This window comes from Streptomyces himalayensis subsp. himalayensis (assembly GCF_013778455.1).
Classification (GTDB): domain Bacteria; phylum Actinomycetota; class Actinomycetes; order Streptomycetales; family Streptomycetaceae; genus Streptomyces; species Streptomyces himalayensis.
Genome location: NZ_JACEHE010000016.1, coordinates 33216 through 49759 on the forward strand (window position 1 = coordinate 33216; position 16544 = coordinate 49759).

General features: G+C 70.4%; 14 protein-coding genes. 9 read left to right on the forward strand and 5 right to left on the reverse strand.

Annotated elements, in window-relative coordinates; genetic code table 11:
• Positions 1-303: 303 nt before the first annotated feature.
• The 4 genes from H1D24_RS24795 to H1D24_RS24810 form a co-directional block, all read right to left on the reverse strand.
• On the reverse strand, positions 304-1434 hold the full coding sequence (locus H1D24_RS24795; RefSeq protein ID WP_181659887.1) for a hypothetical protein: 1131 nt from the start codon (positions 1432-1434) through the stop codon (positions 304-306).
• 87 nt (positions 1435-1521) lie between these two features.
• Complete coding sequence (locus tag H1D24_RS24800) at positions 1522-4206, reverse strand: FG-GAP-like repeat-containing protein (protein ID WP_445194925.1); 2685 nt, start codon at positions 4204-4206, stop codon at positions 1522-1524.
• A gap of 297 nt (positions 4207-4503) precedes the next feature.
• A complete protein-coding gene (locus H1D24_RS24805) occupies positions 4504-4812 on the reverse strand; it encodes a DUF397 domain-containing protein (RefSeq protein ID WP_181659889.1) in 309 nt (102 codons plus the stop codon).
• Positions 4799-5623, reverse strand: coding sequence for a helix-turn-helix domain-containing protein (locus H1D24_RS24810; RefSeq protein ID WP_181659890.1), 825 nt, complete (start codon positions 5621-5623; stop codon positions 4799-4801). Before H1D24_RS24810 ends, H1D24_RS24805 begins: the two co-directional genes overlap by 14 nt.
• Before the next feature lie 111 nt (positions 5624-5734).
• On the opposite strand from H1D24_RS24810, the gene H1D24_RS24815 reads away from it, so the two are divergent.
• The 9 genes from H1D24_RS24815 (at position 5735) to H1D24_RS24855 (ending at position 14930) form a co-directional block, all read left to right on the forward strand.
• Positions 5735-5974 (forward strand): hypothetical protein, encoded by a 240-nt coding sequence (locus H1D24_RS24815; RefSeq protein WP_258564292.1) that lies wholly within the window; start codon positions 5735-5737, stop codon positions 5972-5974.
• Between the two features lie 117 nt (positions 5975-6091).
• Positions 6092-7897, forward strand: a complete 1806-nt coding sequence (locus tag H1D24_RS24820) for a pyridoxal phosphate-dependent aminotransferase (RefSeq protein WP_181659891.1) — start codon at positions 6092-6094, stop codon at positions 7895-7897.
• Positions 7894-8697, forward strand: coding sequence for a phosphatidate cytidylyltransferase (locus H1D24_RS24825; protein WP_181659892.1), 804 nt, complete (start codon positions 7894-7896; stop codon positions 8695-8697). Before H1D24_RS24820 ends, H1D24_RS24825 begins: the two co-directional genes overlap by 4 nt.
• A 415-nt stretch (positions 8698-9112) precedes the next feature.
• The gene (locus tag H1D24_RS24830) at positions 9113-9853 is read left to right on the forward strand and encodes a DUF6612 family protein (protein ID WP_309484430.1); all 741 of its coding nucleotides are present in this window, start codon (positions 9113-9115) and stop codon (positions 9851-9853) included.
• 435 nt (positions 9854-10288) lie between these two features.
• The gene (locus H1D24_RS24835; RefSeq protein ID WP_181659894.1) at positions 10289-10684 is read left to right on the forward strand and encodes a hypothetical protein; all 396 of its coding nucleotides are present in this window, start codon (positions 10289-10291) and stop codon (positions 10682-10684) included.
• A 161-nt stretch (positions 10685-10845) separates the two neighbouring features.
• Entirely contained in the window at positions 10846-11487 is a 642-nt protein-coding gene (locus tag H1D24_RS24840; protein WP_181660040.1) for an RNA polymerase sigma factor, read from the forward strand.
• A 38-nt stretch (positions 11488-11525) separates the two neighbouring features.
• A complete protein-coding gene (locus H1D24_RS24845) occupies positions 11526-12506 on the forward strand; it encodes a hypothetical protein (protein WP_181659895.1) in 981 nt (326 codons plus the stop codon).
• Between the two features lie 448 nt (positions 12507-12954).
• Entirely contained in the window at positions 12955-13617 is a 663-nt protein-coding gene (locus H1D24_RS24850) for an RNA polymerase sigma factor (RefSeq protein ID WP_181659896.1), read from the forward strand.
• Positions 13617-14930, forward strand: a complete 1314-nt coding sequence (locus H1D24_RS24855; protein WP_181659897.1) for a hypothetical protein — start codon at positions 13617-13619, stop codon at positions 14928-14930. The genes H1D24_RS24850 and H1D24_RS24855 overlap by 1 nt, the downstream gene beginning before the upstream one ends.
• A 400-nt stretch (positions 14931-15330) precedes the next feature.
• Here H1D24_RS24855 and H1D24_RS24860 read toward each other — a convergent pair whose 3' ends face one another.
• Positions 15331-16194 (reverse strand): L,D-transpeptidase family protein, encoded by an 864-nt coding sequence (locus tag H1D24_RS24860; protein ID WP_181659898.1) that lies wholly within the window; start codon positions 16192-16194, stop codon positions 15331-15333.
• Between the last annotated feature and the right edge of the window lie 350 nt (positions 16195-16544).

Here is a 16544-nt window from a genome sequence, read left to right on the forward strand (position 1 = left end):
TTGTAAGCGTGCGATGTGCGTGACTCGTGTCCGGCGCGCGGTGTCCGCGATCTGCGCGGGCTCAAGTGATCCACCCCTCAGTACTGTTTACACGTGCCCCGTGTGTCCCACCGGTGGCTTCCTGCTCAGCGCATGACTTCTCAAAGCCGCCGCGGGTTGTACGGGTGTGACTCAAGTCACCTGACGAGTGGCGGGCGTCACGGTGAACGCAGGATGCCCAGGCCTTGAACGCGGAAGGCCGGAGCCCTGGTTGAGGGCTCCGGCCGGTTGTGAGATGTGCGGTTTTTCCGAAGTGCGTGGTCCTCAGAGGGCCTGGACCGACAGCTTGCCGTTGCGGCTCACCACGATGCGATGCGCGGACCAGCCGCCGTCCGCCGACTGCCCGACGGCGATGGCGCCGCCGCCCGGGATCTGCGCGATCTGCGGCTCAGCGGCCGGCAGGAGCGTACGAGGGTCGCCGCCCTGCAGCGGCGTCGCCAGCAGCGGAGCCCCCGGGCCGGCCGGTGTGCCGGACGCCGGCCGGTAGGCGGTGAGCAGCCACTCGCCGGCCAGGCCCACGAAAGGCGTGTCCGTCCCGGACTGCGGCACGGCCACCACGGTCTGCGCACCCGTGGGGTCGTCGCGGCGTACGACGCGGGCCTGGGTCGTGCCCTCCTCGTACCAGGCGATATGCGTCGGGGAGAGCGCCGCCTGGAGTCGGAGGGGCTCGTCGACGGCATGGTGCGCGTTGATCGTGGTGAGCGCGCCGGTGGTGAGATCGAGCAATCCGATGTCGTACGCGTGGCGGAGCCGGATCAGCGCCGATGTGCCGTCACCGGCCAGCACCGGCTGGTCGTTGAAGAACTGGGACTCGGGCGGGTCCACCGGGATGTCGGTGACCGTCGCCCCGCCGTCCGACGTGCGCAGGATGTGGAGGCGGGCAGTCTGCCAGACCTCGTTGTACTCCTTTGTGATCAGCGTGGAGCCGAAGGCCGCGACGATGTACTGCCCTTCGGGCAGGGTGACGTCGATCAGCCGGCCGGTCGCCATGTCCCGCAGCTGGACCTGGCCGCTGGTGGAAGCGGAGGTGTGGAGGACGTCGGTGCCGGCGCCGTAGTACCCGTACTCGCCGGGAAGCGCGCCGCTGTAGGCGTCGAGTGTCTGCTCGCTGCCGTCGTAACCGCGCCATGTGTACGGCCCCGGCGAACCGTCGGCGAGCGCCCGGCGGTGCAGATAGCCGGTGTCCCCGGCGGCATAGAGAGAGTCCTGTACGTACTGGACCGACTCGGCGCTGTCCCGAGTGGAGGTTTCCAGGGTGGTGCTGGTGGTCGCCGCACGGGCGTCCGGCGCGAGCGTGGTCACCGCTCCGGCAGCGAGCGTGAGCGCTGCCAGAGCGGCCACCGTGCCGCGGCTCAGAGCGATTCGACTGGGGGCGGGCAGAAGCCGTCCTGACATTCGGATCTCCAAGTGATGTACGGGGTATGGCAATCGGGGCACAGAAGGCAGTCGGGCACACGCCCGACTGCCTTCGTGGTCACTGCACTAGGGGGTCAGGACCTGGCCGAGGTGGACGCCGGCGAGCGTGCCCAGGGCGCTGCGCCCGTAGTAGACGCCACCGGAGGTGGAGATCCCGGCACTGCCGCTGTCGAGCTGCAGGATCGTGCCGTCGTAACCGTCCTCGCCCTCCGCACCGATGGCGAGGTCCGCACGACCCCAGCCGGAGAGGTCCTGCAGGACCACGGAGGAGCCGAACTTGTCGTTGGCCTCGGTCGAGCCGGCGATGCCGCTGGTGTCCTGGTGGAACTCCAGGGCGCCGGAGCCGGTGAGACCGGACGACGTGCCCTTGATGAGCCAGGTCGTGCCCGCGTTGGACTGGTTGACGCCGCTACGGGTGATGTCCTCGTTGGGGGCACCCGTGAGGACGTCCGCGTACCCGTCCAGGTTGTAGTCGCCGACGGAGACCGACGAGCCCATGGCGTCACCGGATTCGTTCGTGCCGGGGACGCTGGTGGTGTCCTGGTGGATCGTCGTCATGCCGGTGGTGGTGAAGCCGGTGGACGTGCCGGGGACCATGGTGACCTGGCCGCCGGACTTGGCGCCTGACTCGCTCGTGTACGGCTGGCCGATGACGATGTCGTCGTAGCCGTTGCCGTTGACGTCGCCCGCGGCGATGGAGCGGCCGCCCTTGACGGACAGCGTGGAGACCTTGACCAGGCCGGTCGCGGAGCCCTTGAACCAGGTGACGCGGCCGACGCCGGACGCGTCACGGTAGTTGAGAGCCACGTCCGCGTAGCCGTCCCGGTTGAAGTCGCCGGCGGCGGCGTCAGCCCAGGCGATCGAGCCGGTCGCGGTGGTCAGCGTGCCGTACTTGGTGGCGCCGCCGGTGAGGAGGGCGTTCCAGTTGCCGCCCTTGCCCGTGCCGGCCGCGAAGACGTCGGCCTTGCCGTCCGCGTTGAAGTCGCCGACCGCGACGGCCGAGCCCAGCTTGGCACCGGCCGCGGTCACTCCGGTGGTGGTGTGCGAGGTGCCGGAGCTGAGGCCCGGCCCGTACAGGACGGTGACCGCGCCCCGATCGGCGTTGCCGGAGGTGTCGTCCTCGCCGGGCGCGCCGACCGCGAGGTCCGCGTAGCCGTCGCCGTTGACGTCGCCCCACGCGGTGGCGGCACCGAAGTTGTCGCCGGACTCGGAGGAGCCCGGCACCCCGGCGCTGTTCTGGCTGATCGTCCGCTTGGCGGAGGCCACGGGGCCCTCCTCGCCGCCCGGTACGACGGTCAGGTTGCCCACGCCGCTCGTCCTCGGCGTACCGGCCACCAGGTCCGTGACACCGTCGCGGTTGAAGTCGGTGGTGGGCAGCGCGTGCGAGATGCCGGGGCTCGCGGCGAGCGAGCGGATCAGCGGCAGCTTCGCGTAGAGGTTCTTGCCCGGGCAGGCCGTGGCGTTCGTGTCGCGGTGTCCGAAGATCCTGGGCAGCGTGACCGACTGGCCCTTCGGTATCAGATTGCCGTCAACACCCTTGTCGCCCGCGGAGGTGAGCGTCACGGTGCCGGCCGGGTTGGCACCGTACTGGCCCAGGCGCCAGGCGGCGACCCGCGCGATGGCGTCCATCGCGGCACGGGTCGGCTTCACGGTCTCGGTGTTGGCAAGGAAGGAAACGCCGATGGTGTCGGTGTTGAAGCCGTAGTCGTGGGCGCCGCGGACCGGCAGGTCCATGCCGCCGCTGCGGCCCTCGAATATCTGGCCGCAGCGGTCGACCAGGAAGTGGTAGCCGATGTCGAACCAGCCCTTGGCCAAGTGGCCCTGCTGGATGGTGCGGACACGCTCGGCGGAGTGCACGCACGAGGTCTGGTTGTCCACGTCCACACCGGTGTGGTGGACGACGACCGCCTTGACCTCGGTGGCGTACTCGGGCGTGCCGTTGTACTTCGTGCTGGCGCCCCACTGGGCCTGGGTGATGACGGGCGGCTTGACGACCGTGGACGGCGGGGCCGTCGGGATGGTGGGCGTCGGGGACGCGGATGCGCTCGGGGACGTGGAGGCCGTCGGGGAAGCCGAGGTGGATCCGGACGGGTCGGTCGGGGACGGCGAGGCGGTGTCGGTGGCGGCGTTCGACTCGGCGGGGCCCGCGGGCTCGCTCGGAGAAGAGCCGTCCGCCGGGGCCGCCGTGTCCGTCGGCGTGGCCGCGGGCGTCGTCTCCTCAATGGAGTACGCGGCCGGCTCGGTGACGGGCGCCTGCGCCTCCTTGGCGGTCGTCCCCGGGTCTATCAGCTTGAGGGCGATGCCCTCGGGAAGCGCGGACGTCGTGCCGTCCGCGGCCGTGACCCGCACCTCGACGGCGTCGGACGCGCCGGTCCACAGCACCTCGGTGCCGCCCAGCGCCCCGGCCCGCTTCGCCTCCGCGCCGTCCGCGGCGAGCTCGGGCGCCAGCGGCTTCCACCCGGACCAGTCACCGGTCTCGGTGCTGCGGGCACGCGCCTCGGCCGTGCCGTCGAGCGCCACGTTCGCGCCCTTCCAGGTGAGCAGGAGACCGCTGAACCGCTCGGTCTCCTGCTTGTCCACGCCCTTGCGGCCGGTGCCGCGCGCTTCCAGCTTCATGCTGTGTACGGACGCCGGCCTGGCCTCTTTCCCGGTTTCCGGTCGCTCGCCGGACGGTCCGGCGACGGCGTACGTCACAACGCCGCCGCCTCCCAGAACCACGGCTCCGAGGGTCAGCCATGCTCTCCGCTTCAGACTCAGCGGTCTGTACGCATGCGTCTGCGACGTGCGGCGACTCAAAATGTTCCCCACCCTAAGTTGGAAAGAAAGTCACTGGGGCCACGCCTGTCACACAGGTGGCCCGACTGGTTCAGCGAAGCTCAGCGGTGAAACGTCACACCGCGCTATCCGTTCAGGGCGAGGGTGTGGCCGGATCTGAGCGAAACGGCCGTGTTTATAGCCGTACCGGGGTTGGCATTTCAAGCAGGGTCACGAATCGGACGAATTGATGCTCGTCTGCGGCGGGACCAGCGCCCGGAAGCGGTGCTGTGTTCAGACGGCGGCGAGGGCGCTGTTCTTGACCGCGGTGACGAAGGACGTCCAGGCGGGGGCGGTGAACACGACGGCCGGGCCGTGGGGGTTCTTGCTGTCGCGGACGGGGATGCAGGCGGGGCAGGCGGTGTCGTTGACCTCCAGGCAGTCGCCGCTGTCGCCTCCGCTGTACGTGGACTTGCGCCAGGCCGTCGTCACGTATGCGTCGCTTACCTCCAGGCAGTTGCCCTCGTTCGCACCGCTGTAGCTGGACCTCCGCCATATCGGCAGAACCGAGGCGTCCGGGATGATGAGCTCAGCGCGTTTCATGCTCGTATTCCTCTGCAACGGATCGCATCAAGGCCAGCGATTGCTGGTGCGACATGGCGTCGCCCAGGGCGAGATCGTAGGCGGACAGGCACTGATGCACCACCGACGGAAGCTCCCAGACCTTTCCCGTCTTCCACCCCTCGACGTAGACGACCGGCGGCAGGTCGTCGAACCACATCAGGGAGACCGCTCCCTCCATCAATGGATGAGCTCCGGTACCGAAGGGGAGCACGTGCGCGCGAATGCGGCGCTGCTCGCCCAACTCCACGATGTGCCTCAACTGCTCGGCCATCACAGTCGGACCGCCTACGGGCCGCCGCAGTACGGCTTCGTTCAAGAGCGCCCATACCACAGGTGACCAGGGGTTCTCGAGGATGCGGGCCCGACCGAGGCGTGTGACAAGGGCCTTGTCACATTCCTCGTCCGTCATGGGCGGGAACCGTGTCTGGAACACGGCTCGGGCGTAACCCTCGGTCTGCAGAATGCCCGGAACCAGCTCGGCTGAGTACTCACGGATCACGGTCGCCTGCTGCTGTAGCTCCTTGGCGGCCTCGAAGTGTTCGGCCACCCTGCGACCGTCCAGCGTGGGCAGAAATCGCTCCAAGACGCCGCCCGTCTGCAAGATCTCGTCCAACCGCCGCGCATCCTCCACCGACGGCCTCCGTCGCCCCGCCTCGATATGGGCGATGTGCGTGCGCGACATGATCGCGCGCACGCTCAGTTCCTCCTGCGTGAGCCCGGCCGCCTCGCGTCGGCGGCGCAGCTCCTCTCCGTAACTGGAACGGGATCCGGGATTGTCCTCGATTGCCATACGCAACTCCCGTATGTGCCATCGCACTTGTCACGCTGTGTCCACTGGCGAGCGTACCTGCGGCGACGTCACTCTGTGAGCAGTTCGATGCAGAGAGCGAGAGGCGATGCGATGGCAATGGGTGCGCCGCACGGGGAGTTCCCAGAGGGTACGTATGTCGCCCACACAGGGACCGACGTCTACGGCCCCGGGAAGGTGATCGGAGTGGAGGGCGAGCAGCGGCGCGTGCGGTTCGTCTACTTCGTGGCCACCATCGCGGCGCGCGATCTGCGTACCGCCTCTCCGGAGGAGGAGGCGCAGATGAGGGCGTGGCTGAGACAGAAGGTGATGCGGTACGGGGGCCGGTGGTGAGCCGGAGACTGCGCCTGAGTATCCGTACTCAGGTTGCTTGTGTTGCTTCGCTCTGACGCGGCCGATCTGCGTTCCCCACGATGAGACGGCCCCACCCCCGCGTCGAATGAGGTGTCCATGGGTCGTGACCTGCAGCTGCGCACTGCCACTCCGGAGGATCTCGAGTGGATCTACGAACTACGCCACCGGGTGTACGCACAGGAGCTGGGCCAGCATGTGCCGGATCCGGCCGGGCGGCTTCGCGACGGGCTGGACGGCGACAACGTCTACCTGGTCGCGGCGCGAGGTGCGACCAGGATCGGCTTTGTCAGCGTGACTCCGCCGTGGTTGGGGCGGTATGCGCTGGACAAGTACCTGACCCGCGACGAACTGCCGCTGCTGACCGAGGGTGATCTGTTCGAGGTGCGCATCCTCACCGTCGAGCCGCGCTGGCGGGCCACCGCGGCGGCACCGCTGCTGATGTACGCGGCGCTCCGCTGGATCGCCGCCCGGGGTGGTCGCCGGGTGGTGGCGATGGGGCGCACCGAGCTGCTCGACATGTACCTGGCCGCCGGCCTGCGACCGGTCGGGCGTACCGTCCACAGCGGTGCGTTGACGTTCGAGGTGCTGACCGGCAACGTGACCGAGCTGACGAAGGTCACGATGGACCGTTACGGCACCACGCTTGAGCGTCTGCGATCCGAAGTGGACTGGCGGCTGGACATGCCGTTCGCACCCCGGCCGGACGGCTGCGAACACGGCGGCGCCTCGTTCACCGCCATCGGCACGGACTTCCGCAGCCTGCACCGGCGCCATCAGGTGGTCGCGGCCGATGTGCTGGACGCCTGGTTCCCGTCGGCCCCCGGGGTGCGGGCGGCGCTCACGGAGGATCCGGCCTGGGCGGCGCGGACTTCGCCGCCGACCGGCGCCGAGGGCCTGCTGGCGGAAATCGCCGGTGCCCGGGCGCTGCCGGTCGAGACGCTGGTGGTCGGCGCCGGTTCATCGGACTTGATCTTCAGGGCGTTCGGTCAGTGGCTGACCCCGGAGAGCAGGGTCCTTCTGATGGACCCGGGCTACGGCGAGTACGCCCACGTCACGGAGAGGGTGATCGGATGCCGGGTGGACCGGTTCCGGTTGCGCCGCGAAGAAGGCTGGCGGATCGATCCGGCCCGGCTGTCTGCCGCCGTCGGGTCCGGCCGCTACGACCTCGTGGTGGTGGTCAACCCGAACAACCCGACCGGACGCCACGCGCCGGCCGCCGAGCTGCGGTCGGTGATCGCCGCCGCTCCGGCCCGGACCCGCTGGTGGATCGACGAGGCGTATCTGGGCTATGTCGACCTGGCCGAGTCGCTCGTCGGCCTCGCCGCGATGGACTCGCGGGTCGTGGTCTGCACCTCACTGTCCAAGATGTATGCGCTGTCCGGTATGCGGGCGGCGTACCTGGTGGCCGAGCCGAACACCGCGGCGCAGCTCCGCCGGTGGACGCCGCCCTGGCCGATCAGCCTCCCCGCGCAACTGGCGGCGGTGGCAGCCCTGCGCGACCCGGCGTACTACAGCGACTGCTGGCGTCGTACCCACGCACTGCGCCGGGAGCTGGCCGCCGACCTGGCCGCGCTGGACGAGGCCGTGGTGGTCGAGGAGTCCGTGGCGAACTTCCTCACCGTGACCCTGCCGCTCGGTGGGCCGAGTGCCGCACAACTGGTGCACGAGTGCCGCCGCCACGACGTATACCTGCGCGACCTGTCGCCGTTGTCGTCGGAGTACCAGGGGCGCACCGCGCGTATCGCGGTCAAGGACACCGCCGAGAACGCGCGCATCGTGGCCGCCTGTCAGGCCGCCCTGGACGTGCTGCGGCCGCGTTCGGCCTCGCTCTTTTCGATGCCTGAGATACCTGAGACGCCGGAGATCTCTGAGGGCGTTCCCGTCGCCGGATCCGCTCGGTGATCACCGTGGCCTCCCTGGCGCCCTACCTCGGTGGGGCGCTGGCGCTGGGCGGCATCGCGGTGGCGGCGTCCCGGCGCCGCGAGTTGCTGATCCGGTGGTGCGCCTGGGCGGTAGGAGTGCCACTGGTCACCGGGGCGTTCTGGTGGGGCCGCCCGGGCGCCGCGGCCATCGCCATCGCGGTCGGGGTGGTTGCCGTGATGGAGTTCGGCGGGCTGATGCGGCTGGGCTGGGTGGACCGGGTGGTGCTGGCCGCGGCGGTGGCAGGCGTGGTACTGGCCGCCTGGTTGGCGCCCGGACAGGTGCTCCGGGTGGTCGCCATCGGGGCGCTCGCGGTGGCCGCGGTGCCGCTCCTGGCGGGCGACGCCGACCATGGCCTGCGCCGCCTCTCCGCCGGCCTGCTGGGGCTTGCCTGGCTGAGCGTGCTGGCCGCGCTGGTGCCGCTCGGGGCGAGCGCGCTGGCGCTGTTCGTGGCGGTCTCGATCGCCGACATCGTGGCGTACTTCGCCGGTCGAGGGCTGGGCGGGCCGCGGCTGTCGCCACTGTCACCGGCCAAGCGGTGGAGCGGGACCCTGGCCGGGGCCGCGGCCGGCCTCGGCGTGCTCGCCGTACTGTCCGCGCTCAGCTGGCCGATGGCGGTGGCGATGGCGGTCGGCGGCCCGGCCGGCGACCTTCACGAATCCATGATCAAAAGAGGTGCACAGGTGAAGGACGCCGGCCGCTGGCTACCCGGCTCCGGCGGCCTGCTGGACCGGATCGACTCGCTGCTCATCGCGCTGGCCGTCCTGCTTGTCCTGAGCTGAGCCTCATCTGCCCTGGCCGGGCAGCGTGTCTCTCGATACTCCGACCGTCGCCCGGCCGGTGCCGGGCCGGTTCGGACGACGAACCGGCCCACCCGGGGGATCTTCGGGTACTCGGGCGACTGAGCCAAGACCGCCAGACGAACACCCATGCCGTCGCAGAATGTCCTGAATATCCGTCGGCTTGATTCTGCTGTTGCGCGGTGGTTAGAACCTCGGCCGTCAGCGACCGCCCCGCGTCCCCAGCAAGGAGCACCACGTGCACGTCCCAACCCGCCGAATTCTGGTGACCACTGCCGTCCTCGGTGCGTTGGCGGTGACGTCCGCATGCGGCGGAGGCGGAGGCGGTGACGGCAAGGGCTCGGCCTCGGGCTCCGACCCGGCCGCCTCGGCAAAGGCCACCGACGGTGCCGCCGAAGTGAAGAAGGAACAGCCGCCCGAGACTCCGGAGGAATTCCTCGACCGGGCCGAAGAGGCCATGGCAGCCGAGAAAGGCTGGACGTTCGCGGTGCGCGGGAGGGAGAGACTCGTGCTGCAGGGACAGACGAACGGCGCTTCCTATGAATCCACGGTACGGCTGACCCAGGATCCGAAAGCCTTCCACTCGACCGGGGCGACCACGAGCAGCAAGGGAGTGCGCAAAGCCGAAGAGATCTTCGTGGTCGATGGCACGGGATACGTCAAAGAGGGAACCGGGGCCTGGAAGCAGGAGCCGGCCTCCGAGCCGGAGATGAAGAACAAGGTGGAAGACCCCCTGTCCGCCATCGAGGAGTTCAGGAGCTACGTCACGGAATCCGGCGGGGACGTCACGCTGACCCGACAGGGCGGGCAGGTCAGACTCCAGGTGAGCGTGTCATCACGGAAACTGCCGCAGGTACGGGAGCGGGCCTACGTCGAGAAGGCCATGCGAGAGCTGAACCCGACCCTGAAGCAGCTGCAGAACGCCGGAGTTTCGGCGACCGAGGATCAGCTCACCCTTTCCAGCCTCAAGGAAACGATGATCCTTGACGCGGACAGCTACCGCATCACATCCCACCGGTTCCAGTTCGGCTTCCTGATTCCTTATGGCGCACAGAACATCACGTTCGCCCAGGATGTCAGTGAGTCGAACAAGGGGGTTTTCGAGGGAAGCATCGAGCTGCCCGCCGGGGTCGGTTGACGGCGGTGAAGGTTCTCGTTGACGTCACGGTTGTGGCTTCCGTCCTGCTGTCCCTCGCCCTAGTCCCGCGAGCTCTGGCCCGTCGCCCGTCGCCCGGACCCGGCTCCGGCCGTGGGCCGCTCTCGCTCGCCCTTCGTGTCGCCCGCGTACGTCGATCAGTCGAAGTGACCGCCGGGCAGGGCCGGATGACATCCGAGGCACTCAAAAGGTTGTGCGGAATATGTGAATCCGTCTTGTGAGAATCGGCACCTCTGTGACACGTGATGTTCTTGAGGTCAGATCCGCTTGGTCAACCGGAACTCCAGGAGGTCGGGAGCAAGCGGAGGGCGGGACCGCATGGGTGAGAGCCGGAGATTTGACGGCCAGATAGATGACGGCCAGATAGATGACGGCCAGAGAGATGACGGCCAGAGACACGTGCCGAAGGCGGGGGAGATGCGGCGGCATGCCGCCGGGTTCGTCACGCGCGTGACGGCCGCGCCTGCCACACGCCGCCTGCCGCTCGACTACTCCGTTGCGAGTCTGCGCCTCGTGGACTTCCTCGTCGACGGTCTGCGCAAGGGCGGCCGGGAACGGGCACGGGTGGCGGAGACACTGTTCGGGTTAGGGGCGTACGTGGGCGAGGTGATGGTGCGCCGGACCGGGGCCGTGTGGGTGGACCTGGACGAGAGCCAGCGCGCCTACTTCGGGCAGCCGGTGGGCGTACGGATGCCCGACGGGCGGGTGTGGAGCCCGCTGAGCCGCGTGGTGAACCGGTTCGAGGTAGGGCCGGAGGAGTCCTTGCAGACCTTCTATCTGACGCTGCACGGGCGGGCCCACAGGGCGAGTTGACGCCGGTATTCCGACGGTGTTCCGCCAGGGCTCTCGCGTCGGAAGCACCGGCGTCCACGTCCTGGGCCGACTGCTGTGACATTTCTGTGAGTCGGCACGCTGATCATCGTGGGGGCATGGGCACGGTGATCTGTGTCGCGTCGGCGCGAAGAGGAAAGCGGTTGGGCCACGGAGGGGAACCCCGTCGCGCGCAGGCGCCCGACGGGGAGCTGGGCACGGCCGTCACGCGGGCGCAGCAGGGCGACGAGATCGCCTTTGCGGTCGCGTACCGGCTTGTGCAGCCGGGGCTCCTCGGCTATCTGCGCGGGCTCGTGGGCGACGACGCCGAGGACGTGGCCGCCGAGGCCTGGCTGGAGATCGCCCGGGACCTCGCGCGGTTCCGCGGAGACGGCGCCGGATTCCGCGGCTGGACCGCGACCATCGCACGGCACCGGGCGATGGACCATCTGCGACGGCAGAAGTCGCGGCCGCGCGCGGCGGCGCTCGAGCAGGACATGCTCGAACTCCCCAGTGCGCACAGCACCCCCGAGCAGGCACTGGAGTCCATCTCGACCGAGCGTGCGCTCGCGCTGATCGCCGACCTGCCGCGCGACCAGGCGGAGGCCGTGCTGCTGCGCGTCGTCGTCGGCCTGGACGGTCCGGCGGCCGCACGGGTGCTGGGCAAGCGGCCGGGTGCGGTGCGTACCTCCGCGTACCGCGGCCTCAGGCGCCTCGCCGAGCGGCTCGGGGCACGCGGTGTGACCGGTGGCAGAGGTGATGGTGTGACGGATGAGGGCCCGAAAACGCTGGGTGATTCGAGATGAACTGAAGCTCGTCTTCGGGCATGTGGGATAAGTGAGGCATGTTGGACAAGGGTGGCGGCGGGCAAAGGGCGCGGGGCGGCGCGAGCGGCTCGTCGGGCGCCTCGACCCGGCAGGGCGCGGAGGTGACGCCGGGGCCGCGGGCCTCGGACGCGTCGGCCTCGGCGCGCACCTCAGGGTCCGCGTCGGGCGCGGCGTCCGCGCCGCGGGAGGCCGGCTCGCCGACGCAGGGCGACTCACCGACCGTCCTGGAATCCCTGACCGGCCTGGAGACGCGCCTCGCGGTGGCTGTACGGGCCTGCCGTGTCGACGACGATGCGGAGGCGCGGGCTCTCGCCGCCTTCCGTGCGGCGCGTGACGGCGCCGGGGTGGGGCGGCGCTCCCCGCGCACCCGCCGTCGCGACGACTGGCGACCGCGCGGGCGGCAGCGACGGCCGGGGCGTTCGCTGCGCGCGGCTGTCGGGGCGCTGCTGGCCAGTGTGGCGCTGGGCGGCGTGGCGATGGCCTCGATGGGCACGCTGGGTACGTCGTCGGACGACGGCCGCGACGAACGTCCGCGTTCGCAACGGACGACCCCGAGTGCCGGCACGGAGTCGGCCGCCGCGCCGTCGTCCTCCGGCGGCGCCACCACGCCGGACTCGTCCTCGGCCGGCGGTCACGGCCGGGACCGGGCCGCCGGGGCCAAGAAGAGCAAGGCCCTGTGCCGTGCCTACCTGTCCGCGAAGGACCGGGGCCACGTACTCGACGCGACGGCATGGCGGCGTCTCGTCGACGCGGCGGGCGGCGAAGCGTCCGTGAAGGCGTACTGCGACGAGCAGTTGGCGTCCGGCAAGGGCACGAGGAACGAGAGAACCGGAAGTGCCGCAGCCGACGGCGGGGCCGGGAGCGGCGCGAAGGCGGCTCAGGAAGATGCGGACGCCGCCAAGCAAAGCGCGGCGGCTGAGACGAAGTCCGCGGGGGATACCGGCGACAGCGACAAGTCGGATACCGGCGTGACGACTGCCGGCGGCGCGGGAGGCTGAGCGGCCCCGGGGAAGTTCAGACACGTGGGCCGCTGGCAGGCAGTCTCTTCGCGGCTGGCCCACCGCCGCCTGTCCGGATGTTCCGGATCGGATGTCACGGATCAGATGTCCCGGATCGGATGTTCCGGATCTGTTGAACCCGCCGTCAGGCGAGCCGTTGGCAACGGCCGGGGCCGCCACCCCCCACAGGAGAGGCCCCGACCGTCGCGCGGCACGGGCCGCGCGGCGGCCCGTACTTTCTTCAGCGCCGTACGTACGTTTTCTGTCACACCCCGTGCCGTCGAAAGATAGGCGCATGTTGATCGGACATGGACGGCGAGGCGTTTCAGGCCGTAGCGTGCTGCTTCGCGCCGGGTTGTGACACAGGACCGCAACCATCAATTGAGAACCCTGATGGCGAGTAACCAGGTCCGCGAGAGCGGCGCCGGTTTAGGCGCAAGGGAGAGTAGTGCTGGGGGACGACGCGGAGCTGACCGCCGCGGTGCTTGCGGCACAGGACGGAGACGAGACCGCGTTCCGGACTGTGTACCGAGCCGTGCATCCACGGCTCCTGGGATACGTACGGACGCTGGTGGGCGATCCCGACGCCGAGGACGTCACGTCCGAGGCGTGGCTGCAGATCGCCCGCGACATCGACCGTTTCAGCGGGGACGCGGACCGGTTCCGGGGCTGGGCGGCCCGAATAGCGCGCAACCGTGCGCTGGATCACATACGGATGCGGGGGCGCCGCCCCGCGATAGGCGGGGACGAGACCGAACTCACCGGGAAGGCGGCCGAGTCCGACACCGCCGGCGAGGCCATGGAGGCCCTGGCCACCGGCAACGCCTTCTCGCTCATCGCCCAACTCCCGCAGGACCAGGCCGAGGCCGTCGTCCTGCGTGTCGTGGTCGGACTCGACGCCAAGAGCGCGGCCGAGACGCTGGGCAAGCGCCCAGGCGCCGTCCGGACCGCCGCGCACCGCGGTCTGAAGCGGCTCGCGGAGCTGCTCGGCGACGACCCGGACAGCACGGGCGCGCTCAGCGCCGTACCAACCCCGAGAGAACCGCGCACGCGCGCGGTGACGTCCGCAGGTGTGACGCATTCGCGTTTGCGGACGCAGAAGGACATGTGATGGCCGACGAGCGCAGTTGTTTTCCGGGGGGCGAGGAAGCCGGCGGTTCCACCGCGGGCGAACCCCGGATGCCCGGAGGCCGCCCGCCAGGTCATACGTCGGGCCGAACGCCTTCTCGTACGCCTGACCGCCCGGCCGGCAGTGCAACCGAGAGTGCAGCTGCCCGCACGTCCGACGCATGGCTGGACGGCGACGCCGCGGAGCGTCTGCTGCGCGGCGAGCCCGTCGACGACGAGGCGCGGCCCCAGGCCCACCGGCTTGCCGCGGCGCTACGCGCGCTGACGGACGAGGGCCGTTCCCCCGCCGCTGCCGAACTCCCGGGCGAGTCAGCGGTGGTGGCGGCTTTCCGGCAGGCGCATGCCGAGCGCCGCGCACAGCACTCGACGCACGCGCAGCACCAGGAGAACGCGGTACATCCGGAGTATGCGGCGCCTCCGGAGGAGAGGCGGGGCCGCGTGCCCGTTCATGCCCCGGACCGCGTCGACGGCGGTTCGGTACGCATCGGCCGCGCCGCCGCTTCGCACCGCCCCGCCCCCGCCCGCGGCTGGGGCCGGCCCGTGCGGTTCGCACTCGCAGCGTTGCTGGCCGGCTGCATGATCGGCGGGGTGGCCGTCGCGGCGGGCTCCGGGGTACTGCCGTCGCTGTTCGGCGGCGAAGGCGAGCCGGGTCCGGCCGAGTCGGTCTCCGCCGCTGCCTCTCCGCAGCAGCCGCTGGTGTCCCCGACACCTGACGTTCCGGCGGGCGACGGCAGCTCCGGCGCGCCCGAGCCCGGCAGCTCCTCGAGCGGGTCCGGCGGCGACGCGTCGTCGGAGGCCGGCGGCCGGCAGGGCGACGGCGACTCCCCGCAGTCCGGCGACGGCAACGCGGGACGCAGCGAGGAAGCCGTCGAACGATGGAAGCGCACGGTCGCCCTCTGCCGGGACTACAGCGCCGGCAAGCAGCTGAGCGAAGAGAAGTGGCGTCACCTCAGCGACGCCGCCCAGGAGAACGGCACCAATCGCGTCGACCGCTACTGCAAGGGTGTCCTGAAGCAGTCCGAGGCCGAGGGCGGTACGAACGGCTCGGACGACGACGGGGGCGGCGACAGCGACGACGGTGACAGCTCCGACAAGGGGAACAGCGGCAACGGCAATGGCGATGACGAGGGCGACGTGAGCGACACACGCAGCTCCGTCGAGAGCAGCGCCTCCGACGCCGCCGACCCGGCCGGGGCTGCCGACGCGCCCACCAGCACACCGACGCTCCTCACGTCGGACAGCGCGCCGGAGCCGACCGCTTCGGCCTCCTCCAGCGCGCTGCCCGCCGGGTCGTAGTCGGCGCCCGGTCACAGTCGGCCGGGTCGTAGGCGGCGCCCAGTCACAGTCGGCCTGCCCGATCGCGGCCCGTTCGCCCGGCATGGTCGGTTTCCGGCCACAGCCGCCGTCGTGCCCGTCACGGTCACGTGCGGCCCGCCCGATGCCCCACCCCCGCCCCGCCTCTGAACTGCGGATACACCAGAAGTTCGGATGCTCGCGAGCGGGGGTGTGACATTTCCGGGGGCCATGACGCTGTAAGAAATGAGCCGACTGGTCATCGGCCAGGCGCGAGCCAGGGTTCCCCCCGTACCCAAGGCTCGGCGCTATTGGCGCGGGTGGGACACGTTCCCCCGGTCCCACCCGCGCCCTTCAAGGCCTCGCCCCCCAGGCACCCTCACCCCCGTGGATGACCCACAGGTCACCAGTAGATGACCACCTGGTCACCGTTCCGCACCTGCGCGAAGAGGTTCGCGATCTTCCCCTCGTCCCGGACGTTCACGCAGCCGTGCGAGGCGCCGCTGTAGCCCTGGGCCGCGAAGTCGGCGGAGTAGTGGACGGCCTGGCCGCCGCTGAAGAACATCGCGTACGGCATGGGGGTGTCGTAGATCGTCGAGACGTGGTGCCGGGACTTCCAGTACACGCTGAAGGTGCCCTCGCGGGTCGGCGTGTACTGGGAGCCGAACCGCACGTCCATCGACGACAGCACCTTGCCATCCACCATCCACGACAGCGTCCGGCTCTTCTTGCTGATGCACAGCACCCGGCCCGTCATGCACCGCGGGTCGGGCTTCGCGACCGGCAGCGTGGTCGGCGGATAGAGCTCGTCGCGGGTGGGGCTGCCGGTCAGGCTTCGCAGCTTCCGCCAGGTCGCCGTGTCCGTCTTGCCCGTACGCGGCAGATCGTGCGCGCCCTGGAAGGCGGAGACGGCGGCGACCGTGATCGTGCCGTAGTAGCCGGTGGGGGCGCGGTCGAAGTGCTTCAGCGCGCGCAGCCGGGCCTGGAGTTCGCGCACCTTCCCGCTCGTGGCGCCCTGCGCCATGAGGACCTTGGGCTTCTTGGGCGTCCGGGACGGCGTGGCCGAAGCGCTCGGCTTGGAGTCGCCGGCCCCCTCCGACGGCTTGTCCGGCGCCGCGGACGTCGGCGGGATACGCACCGGCGGCACCTTCTCGTCGCTGCCGGCGGCCTGCGCGGCGCAGCCGGTCGTCACGCCCATCAGGGCGAGCGCGGCGGCCGCGGCCAGCGACGCGCGTACGACGGGTGTATGTGTGACAGACGCGCGCATTGGATCCCCCCGTGGATTGCAGCGTTCCCGTACCTTGCCGTATGCCCCCTTCAGATGCTTCCCGGGCGTGCCTGGTTGCGAACGTGGAGGCATGGTTGCGGCAAAGCCGGAGAGAGAGCGTGTGAGGGGTCGCGAAAGGGGCGAGTGAGAGGTCGGGCAGAGGTCGGTGTCGGGGAGCGTGTGGGAGGCCGCGTCAGGGGCCTCCGGGAGGCGTCTGAGCAGGCCCTCAGGGAGGCTGTGAGCAGGCCCTCAGGGAGGCTGTGAGCAAGGTCCCAGCGTGGGCCTCTCCACTGGCCGCACGCCCCCCACTACAGTCCGTCGCGAGGGTCGGTCCTTAACCAGTGAGTAAC